Genomic DNA, 18,953 nt, shown 5'->3' on the forward strand with positions numbered 1-18,953 from the left:
TAAACTAGGAGGATAACAATACCACTTACTTGCTTATCTGGGCGTTAGCATACCTATAACCAGATAAAACTTAAACAAACACCATCCTCATCGGTAGCCGCCAGTTAGCCATTGAAATAAGAGTAACAAAATTATTTATCCATAATGAGTAAATTGAATACGATCAGCGTGCCTGATGAGGTGGTAATGAGTAAAATCTACGTGATACGAGAACAAAAAGTGATGTTGGATGAAGATTTGGCAGAATTGTACAGTGTAGAAACTCGCCGATTAAATGGGTGAAACGTAATATAGACCGTTTTCCGGAAGACTTTATGTTTACGTTGAGCGAACAGGAATTTGCAGACTTGAAGTCGCAAAATGCGACATCAAGTTGGGGTGGTAGAAGAAAATTACCAAATGCCTTTACCGAGCACGGAGTATTGATGCTATCAAGCGTGTTGAACAGCAAACAAGCTATTCAAGTAAACATACAGATTATGCGTATTTATACCCGTATTCGAGAAATGTTGTTAGCTCATAAAGATGTTTTTATACGAGTTGAGCAAGTCGAAAAACACTTAATGAAACATGATCAAAAAATAGAACTACTTTTTAGTTATTTAAGCAAATTCATCGAAAAAGATGATATGCCACGTAAACAAATAGGTTTTAAAAGAAAGGAAGAATCTTAATCGTGTGATTATGCCAGCGTGACCATGTTTATGGAGGCTTGCCCGAGAAGAGTTCAGAAATAGAGTGCTAAAAATCAACTAGTTAATTCTATTACTAATCGACAGGACAAAATTTTATTTGTCGCAAACAAATTCGTTTGTACATTTGCTGCCAATTAGCTATGTTCAAAAGAATCCTTATATTCTTCTTAATCACATCAATATTGTCCAACGGCGCCATGCAATTGGTTATATATTCTGGCTATAAACTTAATAAAGAGTACATCACAAGCGTATTTTGTATCAATAAAGAACACCCTGAGCTACATTGCGATGGTAAATGTTTTTTAGCGACTAAATTAAAAGATCTCGAAAAAAAGAATAAAACCGAGCAAGAAAACCTCCGTAGAGTAATTGAGGCTGAGCCTTCTTTCAAATTTCTTGTTTTAAATCCTGTTATTCCTTCTTTTGAAATAAAATCTGAAATCGGTTACTTACAAAAACCGCTTCCATCATTACACCTATCAATTTTTCAACCACCGAAACTGGTTTAGTAATTCTATTTTCTCGTTCGTAAAGCCCTCTATTTACTTCAGGGTTTTTCTTGCTGTTATTCAGGCTTAGAGAGCTATGCAATAATTTCAGCAATGGAACGATACTTTAAACTATTATTTATTAATCCAATTTTCGATAAAATGAAATTATCTCAATACTTACTGGCATTAATTTGCCCTATTATTCTATTATCTTCTTGTAAAAAAAATAACGATGAAATTGCTGCCGATACAAAATCATCTTTCACCATGGAGTTTGAAAACCAAGTAAATGGAGCAGCATTAAACTTAGGTACAACAACCTATAAAAATGCTAAAGGCGAAGATTTTAAAATCAACATTTTTAAATATTATGTAAGTAATGTTAAGCTTACCAAAAGCGATGGAACTGTATATGCAGTGCCTGAAAGCTATTTTTTAATTGATGCATCAAAAGATAATTCAAAATTGGTTACAGTATCCAATGTACCTACAGGCGATTATACAAAAATTGAATATACCATTGGCGTTGATTATGCACGTAATTTTGCAGGGGCACAAACGGGTGCTTTAGATCCAATTAATGGCATGTTTTGGACTTGGAACAGTGGCTACATCTTTGTTAAGTTAGAGGGTACTTCACCGCAGTCTGTTGCAACAAACAATGCATTAACCTTTCACATTGGTGGCGTTTTAGATCCCAATAACACCATTAGAACGTTTTCTACAGAAATTAATGCTGCCAATCCATTAAGAATTAGAACAGATAAAAAGCCTGATATGCACTTTATTGTTAATGCTGCAGCCCTTTTTACAGGTAAAACAGATATTAGCTTTGCAACGTTAAACTTTACAATGGGTGGTGCCAACTCTGTTGTTGTGGCCAACAACTATGCAAATGGTTTATTTCGTTTAGATCATATCCACAACTAATGCTAAGGAAATTAATCGTCTTCGCAATGCTTTTTTTAAGCATTGCGTTGATGTATGCCTGTAGTAAAAATGAAGGAGAATTACAACCTGAAGAAAAACCTGTAGTTTTTGAAAAACCTTCTAATTTCCCTAATCCGGCATATAATTTTGAAGATAACAAGCTTACAAATGCAGGTTTTACTCTTGGTAAAAAGTTGTTTTACGAAGCTCGTTTATCCGCAGATAAAAGTGTTTCTTGTGGTAGTTGCCACCAACAATTTGCAGCTTTTACCCAGCTGGATCATAAGGTTAGCCATGGTGTAAACAATTGTCAGGGAAAACGTAACACACCTCCCCTAATCAATTTGGCTTGGCAAAAAGCTTTCTTTTGGGATGGTGGCGTCAAAAACCTAGAAACTTCTCCGCTTAATGCCATTACTGATGCATGTGAAATGGGAACAGATATTGAAACTATTGTTGCTTTTTTAAAAAATACGGCACCATATCCAGATTTATTTAAAAAAGCCTTCGGTTCAACAGAAATCAATTCTCAATTGATTTTAAAATCCATTACCCAATTTACAGGAGTTTTGGTTTCGGCTAATTCTAAATACGATAAAGTTATTAGAAAAGAAGGCGGTGCAACCTTTACTGATGCAGAACAAAAAGGCTATAATTTGTTTAAGGAAAAATGTGCCGCATGCCATAAAGAACCCTTTTTTACAGATTTCGATTATAAAAGCAACGGTTTAGATTTGGTAAGTGTTGATGAAGGAAGATCGCACATTACCGGAATAGATGCCGATAGAGGGAAATTCCGTGTACCTACTTTAAGAAACATCGAATACACTTCACCTTACATGCACGACGGTCGTTTTTACAGCCTGGATGAAGTATTAGAACATTACAATTCTGGCATTAAAGCATCAGGAAATTTAGATCCGCTATTAAAAAATGGAATTCCATTAAGTGGATCAGAAAAAGAACAAATCAAAGCATTTTTAAAAACATTAACAGATTATGAATTTATTAAAAACACCTTATATAGCGAAGCGTAAAGTATTGATATTGGTTTTTATGCTCATCAGCGTACAAACTTTTGCCTGTGATATTTGCGGATGCTTTATGGGAATTACGCCATACTACAATCGCAATAGTATTAGCCTTCTGTATCGCTACCGTTCATTTAATGGTTACCAAGGGCAATCGCACTCGTTATTTCCTGGTGGAAGCAGTTTCTTTATTCCTGCTAGAAGTCAGGATCAACCAATTACAGGACACAATAATAATCCTGCAGATTATGAAATCTATCGTTCACTGGAAATTAGAGGAAGATATTTTATAACCGATAAATTGGAAATTAATGCCATTATTCCGTACGCATCAAATTCTGAAAGGTACAACGGTTATACATCTTCTATTTCGGGCATTGGTGATGTAAACCTTTATGCGGGCTATCACTTATTTAGAAAGATGGAAGATAATTTTAAACAGCAGTTAATTGCTGGGGCAGGAATAAAGTTACCTACTGGTAAAAACGACTTTAAGAATTTTGAAGGCATCCGTTATTCCTCGCTAATGCAAGCCGGAACAGGGAGTACTGATGGTTTTGTTTATTTAAACTATATGGTAGGCTTAGGCAAATTTGGTGCAAGCTTAAATACATCTTACAAAGTTAATGGGCAAAATAGCCAGCAAGAAGGCATAGCAAACAGTACAACAAGTTTTCTTAATGTTTTTTTTACGCAAAGAATTAATAAAGATTGGCAGGTTATGCCATCTGCACAATTTTTTTATGAATACTCTGCAGGTGAAAAATACAAAGGACAACAAACCGGAGAGCATAAAATGAATAATTTAATGGGTGGTATTGGTGCGGATATTTTCTATAAAAATATTGCTTTAAATGCAGGCATCCAGAAGAACATTTGGGAAGCTAAAACAGATCATCCAATGAGTGCTGGTAAGGCATATATAGGTATTACTTATAATTTTTAAAGCTATGAATATAATAAGTTTCAAAAAACTAAGCTGCATCGCCATTATGGCTGCATCTTTTACCGCTTGTAAAACCACACCAGATTCTAAAGCCATAAAAAAAGAAGTGCTCAATATCCATGATAAACTGATGATTGACGGCGAAAAGGTGATTAAAAATAGAATGGTTTTAGATACCGTTCTATTATCTTCAAAGGTTAAAACAGCGCCTGATTCTATCTTGCAAAAGCAAAAGATAACAGATTTAATTAATCGGTTAAACCTTGCAGATGAGTTAATGATGGATTGGATGCACGATTTTAAAGATGATTATAACGGTAAAACTGAAGCAGAAAATTTAGCTTATTACAAATCAGAAATGATTAAAATTAGAGGTGTAGAAGATACCTACATTAGAATAATAAGAGAATCTGATTCACTTCTAAACATTTATAACGTTAAAACATCGGTATCAAATACCGAAATGAAAACACATAAACATTAAAATATGAAAACAATAATGATAACCGCTTTTATAGCAATGGTCTCAATGGCTACTTTAAAAGCAAATGAAAAGCCGGCAGTATTATTAACAGATACCTTAAAAAAAGAAGCGATAGATCCGGTTTGTAAAATGAAGGTTAAAGCTGGCAGTACTAAAACCGTTGTTTACAACAAAGTACTTTATGGTTTCTGTTCAGAAAGTTGTAAGCAAAAGTTTGTAAAAGAACCATCAAAATACATCAAAAACTAATAAACTGTTTAAATTTCACTAAATATTTTACTCCGTCACCCTGAATTTAGTTCAGGGTCTTTTAAGATAGATTCTGAAACAAGTTCAGAAGGACGATCATTTTTTTAGACAAAATTTAAACAGTTTCTAATTGATGTTATAAATAATTGTCTTCTGCAAAACAGAGGTTGTATATTTACACTTTAATATAATAACATGAATAAAATTATTTCTTCAATCGCAATATGTTTGTTATCTGTTGCTTTAATTTCATCTTGTAAGCAAGATAAAAAACTTCCCATTTATGGCGAACGCCATGCAGAAGTTAAAAAGGACGCTGCTGGAGTAGAAAAAATAGACACTGTTTATCAAACCATTCCAAATTGGGCATTTTTAAATCAAGATAGCACCTTAATTACAAATAAGGTTACTGATGGTAAGGTTTACGTTGCTGATTTCTTTTTCACTTCTTGTACAACCATCTGCCCTACCATGCACCGCAATTTAATGACGGTTTATAACGAATTTAAAACCAATCCTGATGTGATGTTCCTATCGCACACCATTGATTTTAAATATGATAAACCTTCTGTATTAAAAAAATATGCACAAAAATTGGGCGTAGATGGTGCTAAATGGCAATTTGTATATGGAGCCAAAGACAGTGTTTATACTTTAGCCGAAAAAAGTTATTTAGTTGCCGTTGGCGAAGATAGTACAGCCAAAGATGGCTACATTCATCAAGGTTATTTAGTACTTGTTGATAAAGATAAACGCATTAGAGGTGCTTATGATGGTACTAAACAAGACCAAGTAGAGCAATTAAAAAAAGATATTCCAGTATTATTGGCAGAATATAAAAAATAAAATAATTAGCCACAGAATCCAGGTTTTTATACTACTTTTCTGTGGCTAAATAATATTCGATTTACAACAAAACATCAATGCGTAAATACATTATCAATTCTATTTTTATCGTTTCCATAGTGGCGATAATAGTTTCTTGCCAAAACCAGCAGCAAATAGATTTACAAAACTATATGGCTAACGGGAAAGATATTTACGTAGCAAAATGTCAAAACTGTCACGGCGAGAACGGAGAAGGCTTAGGAGAGCTTGCCCCACCGTTAACAGATTCTGTATTTTTAAAGAATAATAAAACTCGTTTAGCCTGCATTATAAAAAATGGTTTAAATGAATCTATCACCATTCATGGTAAAGAATATAAAGAGAAAATGCCCGCATTTCCTGAGCTTGCAAATATTGATGTGGCACAGGTAATGGTTTTCATCACCAATTCTTTCGGTAACAAGCAAGGCTTTGTTCATTATAATGAAGTAAGTAAAGATTTACAAAACTGTAAATAGCTCCTTAAACCCTTCTTAAATAAATATTTCTGTAAATACCATCAGCCTAAAGGTTATGTATTTAATATTTAAACGTTTTTTTAGGAAAATCAAATTCAATGCATTTCAGTTGCAGTAGTCCCGCTTTTCCTGCTGCCATTTAAAGAAAAATGGCATTCGTTCAATCAGGTTTATTAAACATTAGCCTGTTTAATAAACTAAGTTATTGGCTTATCATTTAGTTTTTAACAGATTATTTAAATAAGAAATGGTATGATATTTCTGGTAAGCATTAATACCTTGCCAGGATGCGGTAATACGGTTACGGGTTGTGCTAAGACTTTTATGGCAAGTAGCAATACTACTCGGGGTTATGTTAACACCTTTCCGGGAAGCGATAACACTGCTCTGTGTTATGTTAATACCTTTCCGGGAAGCAATAATACTGTTGCGGTATGTGTTAACACTTTTCTGGGAAGCGATAATATTCTCCCTGCTTGCAATAATACTAAAACGGGTATACTATAAAATAAAACAGCAGCTATTTGGTTGGCTTTAAACGTTCTCAATGGATTGTTGGTTGTTTAATAAGATGCCCCTTTTCGGTTTAAGCAAATAATTTAAAATGTTCATACCATATTATTGTTTTCTTAATATTGTGTAAATATATTTGTTTACATAACGTACTACAAAATAATACGCTTAAGTAATTATAAAACTTATGAAAAAAGGCAAATTAATTCTCTTCATTCCTTGGGCACTATTCATTATTTGTCTTTGTTTTAATTCTTGTAAAAAAGAATATTCAAATGCAGATTTGAAAAATAATCCTAAAACAACTCTTTCTAAAGATGGTCCTGATTTTAAAGCTAGATTGAAAGCTATAAAAGATCAATTTTACTTACTTAAATTAGATGAAAAATTCATACCTAATGTAAAAAAAGATATGATATGGACACCGGATTGGGAGCATCCCAATACACAAATAGTAAATGATACTGTTTCTTATGTATTTTATCGCTTAATACCAAGACTAAAAAAGGATGGCAAATTGCTAGAAGCAAATGAAATTAGCGCGGCTTCCTATCTAATGGTAAAGAATGAAAAGGAATTTTTCAAAGCATTTTATTACTATCCACAAAGCTCCGAAGCAACTACAAAGGCTAAAGATAATTTTAAAATAGATCACTTTACAGGTAATTTGCTACTTACTAACCTCCAAAATAAGCAAAATTTCTTACTTGAGTATGTTAATGGTAGGGTGAGCCAATCTTACCAGAATAAACGATTACTAGCAGTTAATAGATCAGCACTTACACGTCCTAATTCTATTTCTTATGTAGAAACTTCATGTAATACAGTGATTGTAAATTGTCGATTTTCTTCCTTAAGCCCGAGTTGGTGTGGAGGAAGTGTAAATATTGTTTATAGTGCAACCTGTTTGTGGCCACAGGGTTTCTGTGGTGAGGTTTATTCTTTGGAAGACTCAAGTGAAGAAACAGTTTGTGTAGATATTTGGTATCCTGACCCTCCCAATGGACCCAACGATCCAGGAGGTAATACAGACGGAAATGTTGATGACAATGGACATGAAACTGCTGAAGGCGTATTTTATCGTAAAATAGATAAAACAGGACTTAAAAAATGTATGTCAGATATTTTGACCAATATAACTTACGAGACTGAAAATGGTATAGCTGCCGTAATCAAAAAGTTTTCAGGTGAAACTCCAGGTTATAATTGGACTGTAAAGGAAGGCGTTTTACCTTCTGACGTAAATGGGATTACTAGTCCTCTCTATGATCGCACTACAGGAACAGTTACAACGACATTTGATAGTGGTAAATTTAATGATGCTTCAGATTTATCTGTAGCTAGAACCATGATGCATGAATCGATCCATGCCTACCTCATAGCTTTCTTTAAGACAGATCAACAAAGTTTTATTACTACTTACCCAGAGATGGTCAATGAATGGGGAACATATCAAAATTGGAACGAAACTCATCATTCGCAATTTGTAAAAACATTTGTAAGCGATTTAGGAATCGCATTGCAGGGATACGGAATTGGCAGAGGATATGATTTTAGTGATCAATTTTATCAAGATCTAGCATGGGGCGGGCTTACGCATACTTTAGACGCATCCGGAAATCCAATTGAAACATCATGGTTTAAGAGCGCAGTTCCAAATCCAAACGATAGGAAAAGGATTCTAGATAATATTCAAGCAGAGCAATACGGTAAGGATACTGAAGGTAAACTCAAAGCTAAAAGAGGAAGAAGTGCTAATTGTAATTAAATTAAAAAAGATGAGATTATTAAATACTATTTTTTTATTACTGTTTATTGCCCTTAACGTTAATGCTCAAAGATTGTCCGGTACATACGTATATCAATCGAAAAGCGATACTATAAAACTATCCTTCTGGGGTAATCGGTTTAACCAAGTAATTACAGGAACTATGGGGCAAACTACAGGAAGCGGAACATATAGTTATGAGAGCGGGAATTTATCGTTATTTTTTGGTGAAAGTGATGAACCAGATAGCTTGGCATATAAACTGATTTTAGACAAAACTAAAGATTCGAATATTGTGCATCTTAAGGTGAATATTTATGATGGAAGTGACAACAATAAACCTTTAAAAGGTGCAACTTGTATTCTAACAAATATAGCAGGGAATACAGTTTTAGCAAATTTTGCAGGCAATGATGGACACTCTGATATGATTATCTATGACACTAAACTTTTTAAATCAATCAAAATAACAGCTCTAGGATATCAAAGTGTGACGATCCCACTGTTTAAAATTAAAGGGAACATAGCAACAATAGATGTCACTTTAAGGGAAGTTCAGCAAATGGATAGAAAAATTAATCATGTGACTACTTTTAAATTGGCGCCTGAAGTTAACAACAAAGGATTTATATTAACTTCAAAAACCGGCGAGAGATTACCGTTTAAATGGATTTACACTCCGATGATTGAGTAATTTTTCATTAACAATAGTTTACTCGTAATGTTAAAAGCGTTATTTGGCTTTAATGTTAGGAAAGTTATTAGCGAGATAAAAAATTGAGTTCTAATTTTAAAGGCTTTTGTGCTTTTTTATGAATCTAGTGTTTAATCATTTCTAATGACTGTCTTATTTGGGATGTATTTTTTCATAAAGCTTTTTTTATTGATCAAACTCTATACCCGATATTTGTTTATACTCTGTGCTGGTAGCTCCAAACACTGCTTTAACATACTTTTTTGTGCCCATAGCCAAAGCTGTCATACCAGTAACTTTTACATACATTTCTAAATCACGGTTGGCACGGGCATTATATAAATTTACAGCTTCATTTGCAGTAGCCTGATGTGTGGCTTTTAGTCGGCTAAGTTTATCTTCCAAATTGGCAATACTTAAATCGGTTTCGTTTGGAGTGTAGGTTGATACAGTTTTTAAAAGGTGTATTAATTTATCAAAGGTTTCAATCAGGTTATCCTCACTTTGTTGTGATACCGATATTTGTTTTACTTCTACACCTTTAGCGCTTAAAGCCTCAATTGTGGCCATACTTAGTTTTGTACTTGCTCTTTTACCCCGCATTTTACGGATCAGACTTGCGGCTTCGTCCATAATAGATACCGGAAGGTCTAAAATACCAAGCAAGTTTACTACACGTGTACTTAGTTTTTTTAAGGGTTTTAATTCTTCGTCTTTAGCGGCAAGGGTAACATTGTAAACCGCATGGGCTCGATTTACTAAATCTAAAGCATTTCTTACGTTTGTGGCTTTATCTTTTAAGCTACTAAGGCTTAAACTTACTACTGGTGGTGCATGGCTTTTGCCGTATGAAATTACATAACGAATAATTTCATTGAAATTGGCGAGGTTCCTTGCATGACCTGTTTCATAATTTTTAGGCATACATTTTAATGGTTTAGATTTAGTTTATTGGTTCCTAAAATTAGAATTAATCCGCACTCAACGGATTAATTTGTCAGATTTAGTTACAGATATAAATGGGTTCCTTGATTTTAAAATCCAGCTTTATCAATGGTTCGAGATGCGCTGAAAAAGCTAACATCTCGAACAGCTGGGACCATTAAAACAGATTCCCCTATTCTTCCAATTTTGTTGAGCGCCATTTAGTTTATTTGATAGTTACTTCCCTTTCAAAATTTCAACTTTTTCTTGTTCGCTTTTTAATAAACGCTCATAAAGTTTTTTATTTTCATCTAAAGCTTCCATCAATTTATCAATGGGATTAAAAGTTGGATAGTAGTTTAAAGATGCTGAATTATCGTGATAAGTATTTCCAATTATATTAAATACGGCTTCTTCGCTAAAGTTTTTGATTGAATCAACTGATAAGCCTAAAACCTTTGCTATCTTCTCTAAAACGTCACTCTCAATGGTTTCGCTCTGCTCAAGTTTGCTTATAGTTTGCTGACTAACGCCTAACTCTATTGCAAGTACATCTTGTTTCATTCCTCTAAGCTCGCGTATGCGAGTAATTTTGCGGCCCAAATGTGGTTTAATAGTTTTTAGTGCATTTTCCATAGTTCAAATATATTTAAATTATTGGTAGCCTAAAGTGCTGAACTACTCGTTGTTAATAATGGCATGTGCATTATGAAAAAAAAACCTCATATTTGCGCAAAATGCAGGTTGTTCTATCGCTGTTTCGAGTAAAATCGAGAGAGAGGAAAGTCCGGGCAACGCAGGGCATCTCGCTTTCTAACAGAAAGGAATTTAGGATTGAAAACCTGAATTACGGAAAGTGCAACAGAGAGTATACCGCCACGATTTATCGGGGTAAGGGTGAAAACGTGTGGTAAGAGCGCACGACGTTTGCAGGCGACTGTAGATGATTGTAAACCCCGGGAGTTGAAAGACCAAATAGGCTAACGCATGTAGGGCTGCCCGTCCGATGTTAGTGGGTAGGTCGTTAGAGATAAACGGCAACGTTTATAGTGGATTAATGATAGAAGCCCATTTATTGGGAAACAGAACCCGGCTTATAGACCTGCATTTTTTTCCTCCCCTTTAATTATTTGAAAACGGTTAAAACTTTTAAAACTTTTCTCCGTTAATAGCTTAACTTATTGTATAAAAAACTATACATTAATTAAAAAATAATATATTCGCATTTCAAAATAGAATAAACAAACCCCAAATGGCAAAACTGCTTATAATTGATGATGAACGTGCAATAAGAAGTACATTAAGAGAGATTTTAGAGTACGAAAATTACGACGTTGAAGACATTGATAATGGTATTGATGGATTGGAAATGATCAAAAAAGAGAATTTCGATCTTGTACTATGTGATATCAAGATGAATAAAATGGATGGTATGGAAGTGCTTGAACAAGCATTAATCATTAAGCCGGATTTACCATTTATCATGATATCTGGACATGGAACTGTTGAAACCGCCATAGAAGCCAGTAAAAAAGGAGCTTTTGATTTTATATCTAAACCACCAGATTTAAACCGTTTATTAATTACGGTTAGAAATGCGCTTGATCGTGGAACATTAGTTACCGAAACGAAGGTTTTAAAACGCAAGGCAAGTAAAACCCGTGAAATTTTAGGAACATCAGAAAGTATTTCAAAAATTAAGGAAACGATAGAGCGTGTTGCTCCTACCGAGGCTCGTGTATTAATTACTGGTGCAAATGGTAGTGGTAAAGAATTGGTTGCACGTTGGTTGCATGAAAAATCAAACCGTGCAGATAGCCCTTTAATTGAAGTAAACTGTGCGGCTATTCCTTCTGAATTAATTGAAAGTGAATTATTTGGACATGAGAAAGGTTCATTTACATCAGCTGTTAAGCAAAGGATTGGTAAATTTGAATTAGCTAACGGCGGTACCTTATTTTTGGATGAAATTGGGGATATGAGCCTTTCTGCACAGGCTAAGGTGTTACGTGCTTTGCAAGAGCATAAAATATCTAGAGTTGGTGGAGAAAAGGAAATAGAAGTAAATGTTCGTGTTTTAGCGGCTACCAATAAAGATCTTTTAAAAGAGATTGAAGATGGTAATTTCCGTATGGATTTGTACCACCGCTTAAATGTTATTAATATCCATGTGCCACACTTAACGGAGCGTACGGATGATATTCCGGTAATTGCACAAAACTTTTTAGAAAGCATTTGTAGTGATTATGGTATGCCTGTTAAAAAGATAAATGATGGCGGTATGGCTGCTTTACAATCTTTACCGTGGACGGGTAATGTGCGTGAACTTCACAATATGATTGAGCGTTTAATTATTTTAAGTGATAAGGTAATTACTGAAAATGATGTTAGGGCATTTGCTAATCCAGGTGGCGGTACCAATATTGGTGCGGCAACTAGTGCTCAAATTGCTGGTTCTGGTGGCTCTAGCCTGGCCTCTACTTTTGATAGCTTTAATAACTTTCAGGATTATAAAGACCATGCAGAACGTGAGTTTATAAAATTTAAACTGGAAAAAAATAGCTGGAATGTTTCTAAAACTGCTGATGAAATTGATATTCAACGCAGTCACTTATACAGTAAAATAGAAAAATTTGGTTTGAAAAGAGCTGAATAAAATAAACTAATAACAATAAAAAAAGGTTGGAACATTATAAAATATTCCAACCTTTTTGTTTTAAAGTAATTCTAATTACCCCATATAATCGTTCTGTCTCATTAATAAAGCACGATATTTATTAAAGATTGCCGTTTTAGATACAAACCCTTTGTAACGGTTAAGCTCATCTACCACGGGTAAAAGCCAAACATTATCTTGCTCCATCTTTTGTAATACAATTTTAAGGTCATCATTTTCTTTAATGGTGTTTGGTGCTGCCTGAACAAGATGGTTTGCGGTTAGTTCATTTTTTTCAGGGTTGTTCATCATTTCTTTAAATAACTCTTCAACATAAACTAAGCCCTTAAAATCATCAGCTTCATCTACAACAACACAAATATTTCTTTTTGATTGTAAAATATCAGCCATCCTATCAGAAAATTTATCCTTTACATTTAACTTTACATAGTCCTTTTCGATCAAATACCTGAGCTTCATTTGATTTAAAACTGTTGTATCCTTGTCTTCGTACGATAAAAGTTCGCCTTTATCAGCCAGTGCTTTAGTATAAATAGAGTGTTTTTGTGAACTGCGGTTTATTGCATAAGAAATTGCTGAAGTAATCATTAATGGAACCATCAGAATGTAGCCTCCTGTAATTTCGGCTATTAAAAATATTCCGGTTAAGGGTGCATGCATAATAGCGCTTAAAGCGGCAGCCATACCTGCAACAATAAAATTAGAAACATTTAAATGTGCAATACCCGAGAGATTAACGGCGTAGGCGAATACAAAACCTATTAGTCCCCCCATAATTAAACTGGGCGCAAAAGTACCACCATTACCACCTGCACCTAGCGTAACCAATGTTGCTATAGATTTCATAAATACAGTTACTACTGTAAAAAGAATTACCAAGGCAGGGATATTATTGTATTCAGAAAATATACTATTGTTTATAACCGCAAGATAATCGCCACGCAATAAGCTTTTAATGGTAATATATCCTTCACCATAAAGTGTAGGAAATAGAAAAACCATTGCGCCTAGCATCAAACCACCTACTATAACTTTGGTATAAGGATGTTTTATTTTATAAAAAAAGCCTTTAATTGCGTAGTTAACTTTAGTGAAATAAATGGAGAATAAACCAATAACGCCAGCTAATAAAACATAATAAAATAGAGCATTCATTTGCCAGCCTTCTGTTACTAAGAAGAATAATTGCTGTGTATAAAATACTCTTGCTACAACGGCTGCGGTTGCTGCTGATAATAGCAATGGTATAAATGCTGGGATAGTAAATTCGGGAAGTAAAATTTCAATGGCAAATACAATTCCTGCAATGGGGCTATTAAATGCGCCGGCTATCCCTGCGGCTGCACCGCAAGCTACAAGCATAGTGATTTCACGATAAGATAAACCTAAAAACCTACCGAGGTTGGATCCTATAGCCGAACCACTGGTTACAATGGGTGCTTCTAACCCTGTTGAGCCACCAAAACCTACTGTAATTGCTGCAGTAATGATTTGAGAATAAATATTATGTGGCTCTATTCTACTGGACTTTTTAGAAATGGCATATAAAAGAGGTGTTAAACCTGTTTCAAATTTACTTTTTCGGATAAAATACTTCACATAAAGCACCGTAAAAAGTATACCAATTAACGGAAATAGTAAATACAAATAATATTTATACTTCCATTGCCAATCAGACTGAAGAAATTCTTCGATATGATGTGTAAGTGATTTTAAGGCAGCAGCAGCCAAGCCTGCTAATACACCAACAATAACGGCTAGGATGATAAGAAAATTACGATTTGATATTTTAGATTTTCGGTACTGGTTTAAGCTATCTAGGTAATTTACAAATCGAATATACATTTCTTAGGAGTTTATCAGGAGCGATAATCCAAAAGTAAGAAAAACATAGATGCAAGACAATTTTTATGTCGTTAACTACGCATCAAATTTATCTAAAAGTTTTATTAAGGTTGCAAAATCTTTAGGGTAAGGTGCATCAATTACAATATCCTGATTGTTAAGTCCTTTAAACACTAAATGTTTAGCATGCAAGGCAAAGCGTTTCATAATAGGTTGCTCCTCCTCACCTTTGGTTAATTTGAAGCCTCTTTTAATAGAAGATAAAAATACGGGTTTTCCACGATACATGTCATCACCTACAATAGCAGCTTTTTGTGTGGCGAGGTGAATCCTGATTTGGTGCATTCTACCTGTTATTGGCTTACACTCTACCAAAGTATAATGCTTATAATATTTTAAGGAATTGAAATAGGTTTCGGCTCTTTTTCCGTCAGTTCTATCAATGGTTACGTTTTTGTTACCTGCATTTAAAATGGGTAAATCAACCAATAAATCATCAAATATTACGTGCCCATCAACCACGGCATGGTAAGTTTTATTTACTTTACGTCTTTCAAACTGCATAGATGCATGACGATAGGCTTCAGGGTTTTTAGCAATAATTAATGCTCCAGAAGTTTCTTTATCCAATCTATGGCAAACCTGCGCATCATCACTATATTGTTTAGCTAAACGCAAAAGGTTAATTTCACCTGCTGCGCCTCTTTCATCCAATGATGCAAGAAATGGTGGTTTATTTACAACAATAAAATCGTTGTCTTCGAACAGAATAAGGTCTTTAAAACTTGGAAACTTCAATATTTGATAATGCTAATGAATCGCAAAAATACAATTTAATTTCGGAGATGCCATTTAGAAGAAGTTATTATCTCAGGAAATGAAATTAAAAAGACCTTTTATGGGGTTACAAGGTATAAAAAAAACCGCAGGTTATAATTACCTGCGGTTTTTATCATTTTATTTTTTTAAGAAAGTTCGAACTTATATCCTACACCTTTAACGGTTGATACATAAGTTTCGCCTAGTTTTTCTCTCAATTTACGAATGTGTACATCAATAGTACGGTTGGTTACCACTACAGAATCTTCCCAAATGTTTTTAAGAATAGATTCTCTTGTATAAACTTTACCGGGCTTTGATGCTAATAAGTACAACAGCTCAAATTCTTTTTTGGCGAGTACAACTTTGTTTCCACCTTGAAAAACTAAATAAGCTTCTCTATCGATTACTAAATCGCCAATTTCTAATTTATTCTCAGATACTTCTTCTGAGCTGATGTTTCTTCTTAAAATTGCATTTATACGGCTTACCAAAGCTCTAGGCTTAATTGGTTTGGCAATATAATCATCTGCACCAACATTAAAACCTGCAATTTCTGAATATTCTTCGCTCCTAGCGGTTAAAAACACCATAAAGGTATTCTTAAATTCAGGTATTGCACGCATTAAACGGCAGGCTTCTATCCCATCCATTTTAGGCATCATAATATCTAAAATGATAAGGTCGGGGTGTACTTTTTTCGCAATTGTAATGCCTTCCTGGCCATTTGAAGCTAGGAAAACTTGGTATCCTTCTTTTTTTAAATTGTATTCAATCAATTCCAGAATATCTGGTTCATCATCAACAATTAATATTTTCTGACCTGCGTTATTCATAAATTAAATATTTGTTACGAAAGTAGTGTCTCTGATGCAATATTTAGTTAACTAAAGGTTAAGAAATTGTTAATCGATAAAAATAGATTAACATTGAATTTCTTTTAAAGTAATGTTTTACTCAAAAAGGCATCCAATTCTTCTCCACGAAGGTTTTTTGCAACTATTTTACCATTAGGATCGATCAGGAAAGATGACGGAATGGCTTGTACTTGATATTTTTTAACTGTAGTACCGTTAAAATCCTTCAATTCGCTTACATGTTGCCATGCTAAACCATCAGCTTTAATGGCTCCTAACCATGCTGCTTTATCTGTATCTAATGAAATACCTAAAATATCAAAGTTTTTTGCTTTAAACTTATTGTATACTTTAACTACATTCGGGTTTTCCTGGCGGCAAGGCTGGCACCATGAAGCCCAAAAATCAAGCAATACATATTTACCTTTATAATCTGTTAAATTAACTGGTTTACCATCTGCTGTGTTCATGGTAAAAGTTGGTGCTGGCTGACCAACCTGAACAGTTTTAAGTAATTGCATTTGCTTCACAAAGGTATCTACGGTTGCATTTCCTTTGATCTGATCTTTAATTTCATCGCTAAATTTTACCAATTCTGCCTCATAATCTTGAGGGCTTAAAGTATTCATGGCGTAAAAACTAGCAAGTGTACCTTTATTATCCGCGGCAAATTTTAAAACAGAATTATTAAGTTGTTTGATGTATGATTCGTATTGAGGACGCATGGCATCTAAAATTGCGGCTCTGTTTTGTGGTTGGGCAGCAACTTTTGCATCAAAGTCTTTTTGAATTCCTTCTACTTGTTTGGCAAAATTATTTCTCAGGGCATTAAGTTCAGAGAGTTTATCAACTTCGTTTGCTCCAGAAATTTTATAAGCCAATGTTTTATCTGCTAAATCGGCTTCTAATTTAATGTTATCGCCATTTTTAGCGATCAGCATAAACTCATGATTACCAATTGAAACTCTGAAAAAATCAACAGAAGGTGTTTTACGAATAAACTTAAATTCGCCTTTTTCAGATAGGTTAGTAGAATCTATAGCAACCATATTGCTACTTTTCATTCCGAATAAAAATACTTTTTTCTCCGCTCCTGGATTTTGGAAAGTTCCATCTATTACAAAACTATCTTTTGGCTTACATGCTGCAAATGCAACGGCGATAAGCGCAATCAGGCTTAATTGTTTTAATTTCATTATTATTTCAGTTTTTCAATTATCAATTCATTAATTTTTTTTGCATCGGCTTTACCCTTTGCCATTTTCATTACATCGCCAACAAACAAACCTAAAACGCCTTTTTTACCTTTTTTATATGATTCTACCTGTGCGGTATATTTATTTAAAACTTCATCTATAAAATCCGACAGTTCATCTCCATTATCAGAAATAAGTAAGTTTAAAGTAGTGGCTAAATCCAATACGTTTGCATTTTCCTTTCCTTCAATTGCTGGCAACAGTTGTTGTATTGCTATTTGTTGTGTTATTTTTTTATCATCAACCAAGTTAATTGCTTCTGCCAATTGGTTCGGTTTTACTTTAAAATTAGCAATGCTAATTCCTTTTTCATTCAGCAAAGCTCTAATTGGACCAATTAACCAATTAATTAACGTTTTTTTATGGTTTACGGATGGCGATGCAGCATTAAAATAGTTTAACAAATCTAAATCTTCAGCAAAAAGCGTAGCATCTGCCTTGCTAATTTTAAATTCTGAGATCAGTTGTTTAGAGATTTCATTTGGCAAAGCTGGCATAGCCGATTTTATTTCAGCAAGCCATTCATCAGAAATTTGGATGGGTTGTAAATCCGGATCGGCAAAATAACGGTAATCATTTGCTTCTTCTTTTGTGCGCATTGGCGAAGTTGTGCCCTTATCTGCATCAAAGTTTAGTGTGCTTTGAATAATTTTTCCTCCTCCAGAAATAACTTCTACTTGTCTACCAAATTCAAAATCTATCGCCCTGCGTACATTACGCATAGAGTTTAGGTTTTTAACTTCACAACGGGTACCAAATTCTGTAGCACCAGTTGGGCGGATAGAAATATTGGCATCGCAACGCAAACTGCCTTCCTCCATATTTCCGTCGCTTACATTTAAATGCCTAACCAGTTTTCTAATTTCGCTTAACAACGCTGATGCTTCTTCTGCCGTACGAATATCGGGCTCGGTTACAATCTCAATTAAGGGAACGCCAGCACGATTTAAATCAACAAAGGAATAATTATCATCCTGATCGTGAATACTCTTACCAGCATCTTCTTCCAAGTGGATTCTATTGATTCCAATTTTTTTGGTCGAACCATCTGCTAGCTCTACGTCTAAGAAACCATTGATGCAAATGGGCTGATTATCTTGTGTAATTTGATAGCCTTTTGGTAAATCGGCATAGAAATAATTTTTTCTATCAAAGTAATTAAGCTGGTTAATGGTACAATTTAATGCTAAACCTATTCTAATAGCCTTTGCAACTACTTCTTTATTTAACTTAGGTAAAGCACCTGGTAATGCTAAAGAAACCGTAGAGATATTTTGATTAGGCAAAGCACCGAATGAAGCACTATCAGCAGAAAATATTTTACTATTGGTATTTAACTGAACGTGAATTTCCAGTCCTGAAACGAGTTCGAATTTGTTTGGTTTTGTACCTAAACTCATATTTAAATTATGCGGCTTAACTATG

20 protein-coding genes and 1 other RNA gene are annotated in these 18,953 nt (G+C 34.2%); 14 read left to right on the top strand and 7 right to left on the bottom strand.

Annotation, left to right across the window (positions count from 1 at the left end):
- Nucleotides 1–153: 153 nt before the first annotated feature.
- The 12 genes from EHC72_RS23185 to EHC72_RS07915 all read left to right on the top strand — a co-directional run bounded on the left by EHC72_RS23185 (nucleotide 154) and on the right by EHC72_RS07915 (nucleotide 9,150).
- Nucleotides 154–282 (top strand): ORF6N domain-containing protein, encoded by a 129-nt coding sequence (locus tag EHC72_RS23185; protein WP_262711061.1) that lies wholly within the window; start codon nucleotides 154–156, stop codon nucleotides 280–282.
- Entirely contained in the window at nucleotides 279–674 is a 396-nt protein-coding gene (locus EHC72_RS07860; RefSeq protein WP_262711062.1) for an ORF6N domain-containing protein, read from the top strand. Before EHC72_RS23185 ends, EHC72_RS07860 begins: the two co-directional genes overlap by 4 nt.
- A gap of 218 nt (nucleotides 675–892) precedes the next feature.
- Complete coding sequence (locus EHC72_RS07865) at nucleotides 893–1,207, top strand: hypothetical protein (RefSeq protein WP_131537134.1); 315 nt, start codon at nucleotides 893–895, stop codon at nucleotides 1,205–1,207.
- Between the two features lie 93 nt (nucleotides 1,208–1,300).
- Nucleotides 1,301–2,119: an MbnP family protein gene (locus EHC72_RS07870; RefSeq protein ID WP_131537135.1), complete on the top strand. Its 819-nt coding sequence runs from the start codon at nucleotides 1,301–1,303 to the stop codon at nucleotides 2,117–2,119.
- Nucleotides 2,119–3,156 (top strand): cytochrome-c peroxidase, encoded by a 1,038-nt coding sequence (locus EHC72_RS07875; protein ID WP_246029401.1) that lies wholly within the window; start codon nucleotides 2,119–2,121, stop codon nucleotides 3,154–3,156. The genes EHC72_RS07870 and EHC72_RS07875 overlap by 1 nt, the downstream gene beginning before the upstream one ends.
- A complete protein-coding gene (locus EHC72_RS07880; protein WP_131537136.1) occupies nucleotides 3,119–4,096 on the top strand; it encodes a transporter in 978 nt (325 codons plus the stop codon). Before EHC72_RS07875 ends, EHC72_RS07880 begins: the two co-directional genes overlap by 38 nt.
- Nucleotides 4,097–4,100: 4 nt before the next feature.
- Complete coding sequence (locus EHC72_RS07885; RefSeq protein WP_131537137.1) at nucleotides 4,101–4,580, top strand: hypothetical protein; 480 nt, start codon at nucleotides 4,101–4,103, stop codon at nucleotides 4,578–4,580.
- A 3-nt stretch (nucleotides 4,581–4,583) separates the two neighbouring features.
- Nucleotides 4,584–4,829, top strand: a complete 246-nt coding sequence (locus EHC72_RS07890) for a YHS domain-containing protein (RefSeq protein ID WP_211660297.1) — start codon at nucleotides 4,584–4,586, stop codon at nucleotides 4,827–4,829.
- A gap of 195 nt (nucleotides 4,830–5,024) precedes the next feature.
- A complete protein-coding gene (locus EHC72_RS07895; protein WP_131537138.1) occupies nucleotides 5,025–5,675 on the top strand; it encodes an SCO family protein in 651 nt (216 codons plus the stop codon).
- A gap of 77 nt (nucleotides 5,676–5,752) precedes the next feature.
- Nucleotides 5,753–6,175 (top strand): c-type cytochrome, encoded by a 423-nt coding sequence (locus tag EHC72_RS07900; protein ID WP_131537139.1) that lies wholly within the window; start codon nucleotides 5,753–5,755, stop codon nucleotides 6,173–6,175.
- 700 nt (nucleotides 6,176–6,875) lie between these two features.
- On the top strand, nucleotides 6,876–8,456 hold the full coding sequence (locus EHC72_RS07910) for a hypothetical protein (RefSeq protein WP_131537141.1): 1,581 nt from the start codon (nucleotides 6,876–6,878) through the stop codon (nucleotides 8,454–8,456).
- 10 nt (nucleotides 8,457–8,466) lie between these two features.
- Nucleotides 8,467–9,150, top strand: coding sequence for a hypothetical protein (locus EHC72_RS07915; protein WP_131537142.1), 684 nt, complete (start codon nucleotides 8,467–8,469; stop codon nucleotides 9,148–9,150).
- A 186-nt stretch (nucleotides 9,151–9,336) separates the two neighbouring features.
- On the opposite strand, the gene EHC72_RS07920 is transcribed toward EHC72_RS07915, so the two are convergent.
- Together EHC72_RS07920 and EHC72_RS07925 are read right to left on the bottom strand one after the other, a co-directional pair.
- Nucleotides 9,337–10,074: a hypothetical protein gene (locus EHC72_RS07920; RefSeq protein ID WP_131537143.1), complete on the bottom strand. Its 738-nt coding sequence runs from the start codon at nucleotides 10,072–10,074 to the stop codon at nucleotides 9,337–9,339.
- A gap of 237 nt (nucleotides 10,075–10,311) precedes the next feature.
- Entirely contained in the window at nucleotides 10,312–10,710 is a 399-nt protein-coding gene (locus EHC72_RS07925) for a helix-turn-helix domain-containing protein (protein ID WP_131537144.1), read from the bottom strand.
- Between the two features lie 100 nt (nucleotides 10,711–10,810).
- On the opposite strand from EHC72_RS07925, the gene rnpB reads away from it, so the two are divergent.
- Both rnpB and EHC72_RS07935 read left to right on the top strand, forming a co-directional pair.
- Nucleotides 10,811–11,187, top strand: an RNA gene (gene rnpB / locus EHC72_RS07930) — RNase P RNA component class A.
- 139 nt (nucleotides 11,188–11,326) lie between these two features.
- Nucleotides 11,327–12,730, top strand: a complete 1,404-nt coding sequence (locus EHC72_RS07935; RefSeq protein WP_131537145.1) for a sigma-54-dependent transcriptional regulator — start codon at nucleotides 11,327–11,329, stop codon at nucleotides 12,728–12,730.
- A gap of 75 nt (nucleotides 12,731–12,805) precedes the next feature.
- On the opposite strand, the gene EHC72_RS07940 is transcribed toward EHC72_RS07935, so the two are convergent.
- From EHC72_RS07940 to gatB, 5 genes are all read right to left on the bottom strand, one after another.
- Complete coding sequence (locus tag EHC72_RS07940; RefSeq protein WP_131537146.1) at nucleotides 12,806–14,596, bottom strand: chloride channel protein; 1,791 nt, start codon at nucleotides 14,594–14,596, stop codon at nucleotides 12,806–12,808.
- 75 nt (nucleotides 14,597–14,671) lie between these two features.
- Entirely contained in the window at nucleotides 14,672–15,394 is a 723-nt protein-coding gene (locus EHC72_RS07945; RefSeq protein ID WP_131537147.1) for an RluA family pseudouridine synthase, read from the bottom strand.
- Between the two features lie 167 nt (nucleotides 15,395–15,561).
- Nucleotides 15,562–16,251, bottom strand: coding sequence for a response regulator transcription factor (locus EHC72_RS07950; RefSeq protein ID WP_131537148.1), 690 nt, complete (start codon nucleotides 16,249–16,251; stop codon nucleotides 15,562–15,564).
- 104 nt (nucleotides 16,252–16,355) lie between these two features.
- Nucleotides 16,356–17,468: a TlpA disulfide reductase family protein gene (locus EHC72_RS07955; RefSeq protein WP_131537149.1), complete on the bottom strand. Its 1,113-nt coding sequence runs from the start codon at nucleotides 17,466–17,468 to the stop codon at nucleotides 16,356–16,358.
- Between the two features lie 2 nt (nucleotides 17,469–17,470).
- Nucleotides 17,471–18,928: an Asp-tRNA(Asn)/Glu-tRNA(Gln) amidotransferase subunit GatB gene (gatB, locus tag EHC72_RS07960; RefSeq protein WP_131537150.1), complete on the bottom strand. Its 1,458-nt coding sequence runs from the start codon at nucleotides 18,926–18,928 to the stop codon at nucleotides 17,471–17,473.
- Between the last annotated feature and the right edge of the window lie 25 nt (nucleotides 18,929–18,953).

The organism is Pedobacter nototheniae (assembly GCF_004335085.1).
GTDB lineage: Bacteria > Bacteroidota > Bacteroidia > Sphingobacteriales > Sphingobacteriaceae > Pedobacter > Pedobacter nototheniae.

Bases quoted from the DNA above. Each gene is read 5' to 3' on its own strand.
- EHC72_RS07865 (WP_131537134.1), top strand. From the start codon at position 893: ATGCAATTGGTTATATATTCTGGCTATAAACTTAATAAAGAGTACATC.
- EHC72_RS07870 (WP_131537135.1), top strand. From the start codon at position 1,301: ATGGAACGATACTTTAAACTATTATTTATTAATCCAATTTTCGATAAA.
- EHC72_RS07875 (WP_246029401.1), top strand. From the start codon at position 2,119: ATGCTAAGGAAATTAATCGTCTTCGCAATGCTTTTTTTAAGCATTGCG.
- EHC72_RS07880 (WP_131537136.1), top strand. From the start codon at position 3,119: ATGAATTTATTAAAAACACCTTATATAGCGAAGCGTAAAGTATTGATA.
- EHC72_RS07885 (WP_131537137.1), top strand. From the start codon at position 4,101: ATGAATATAATAAGTTTCAAAAAACTAAGCTGCATCGCCATTATGGCT.
- EHC72_RS07890 (WP_211660297.1), top strand. From the start codon at position 4,584: ATGAAAACAATAATGATAACCGCTTTTATAGCAATGGTCTCAATGGCT.
- EHC72_RS07895 (WP_131537138.1), top strand. From the start codon at position 5,025: ATGAATAAAATTATTTCTTCAATCGCAATATGTTTGTTATCTGTTGCT.
- EHC72_RS07900 (WP_131537139.1), top strand. From the start codon at position 5,753: ATGCGTAAATACATTATCAATTCTATTTTTATCGTTTCCATAGTGGCG.
- EHC72_RS07910 (WP_131537141.1), top strand. From the start codon at position 6,876: ATGAAAAAAGGCAAATTAATTCTCTTCATTCCTTGGGCACTATTCATT.
- EHC72_RS07915 (WP_131537142.1), top strand. From the start codon at position 8,467: ATGAGATTATTAAATACTATTTTTTTATTACTGTTTATTGCCCTTAAC.
- EHC72_RS07920 (WP_131537143.1), bottom strand. From the start codon at position 10,074: ATGCCTAAAAATTATGAAACAGGTCATGCAAGGAACCTCGCCAATTTC.
- EHC72_RS07925 (WP_131537144.1), bottom strand. From the start codon at position 10,710: ATGGAAAATGCACTAAAAACTATTAAACCACATTTGGGCCGCAAAATT.
- EHC72_RS07935 (WP_131537145.1), top strand. From the start codon at position 11,327: ATGGCAAAACTGCTTATAATTGATGATGAACGTGCAATAAGAAGTACA.
- EHC72_RS07940 (WP_131537146.1), bottom strand. From the start codon at position 14,596: ATGTATATTCGATTTGTAAATTACCTAGATAGCTTAAACCAGTACCGA.
- EHC72_RS07950 (WP_131537148.1), bottom strand. From the start codon at position 16,251: ATGAATAACGCAGGTCAGAAAATATTAATTGTTGATGATGAACCAGAT.
- EHC72_RS07955 (WP_131537149.1), bottom strand. From the start codon at position 17,468: ATGAAATTAAAACAATTAAGCCTGATTGCGCTTATCGCCGTTGCATTT.
- gatB (WP_131537150.1), bottom strand. From the start codon at position 18,928: ATGAGTTTAGGTACAAAACCAAACAAATTCGAACTCGTTTCAGGACTG.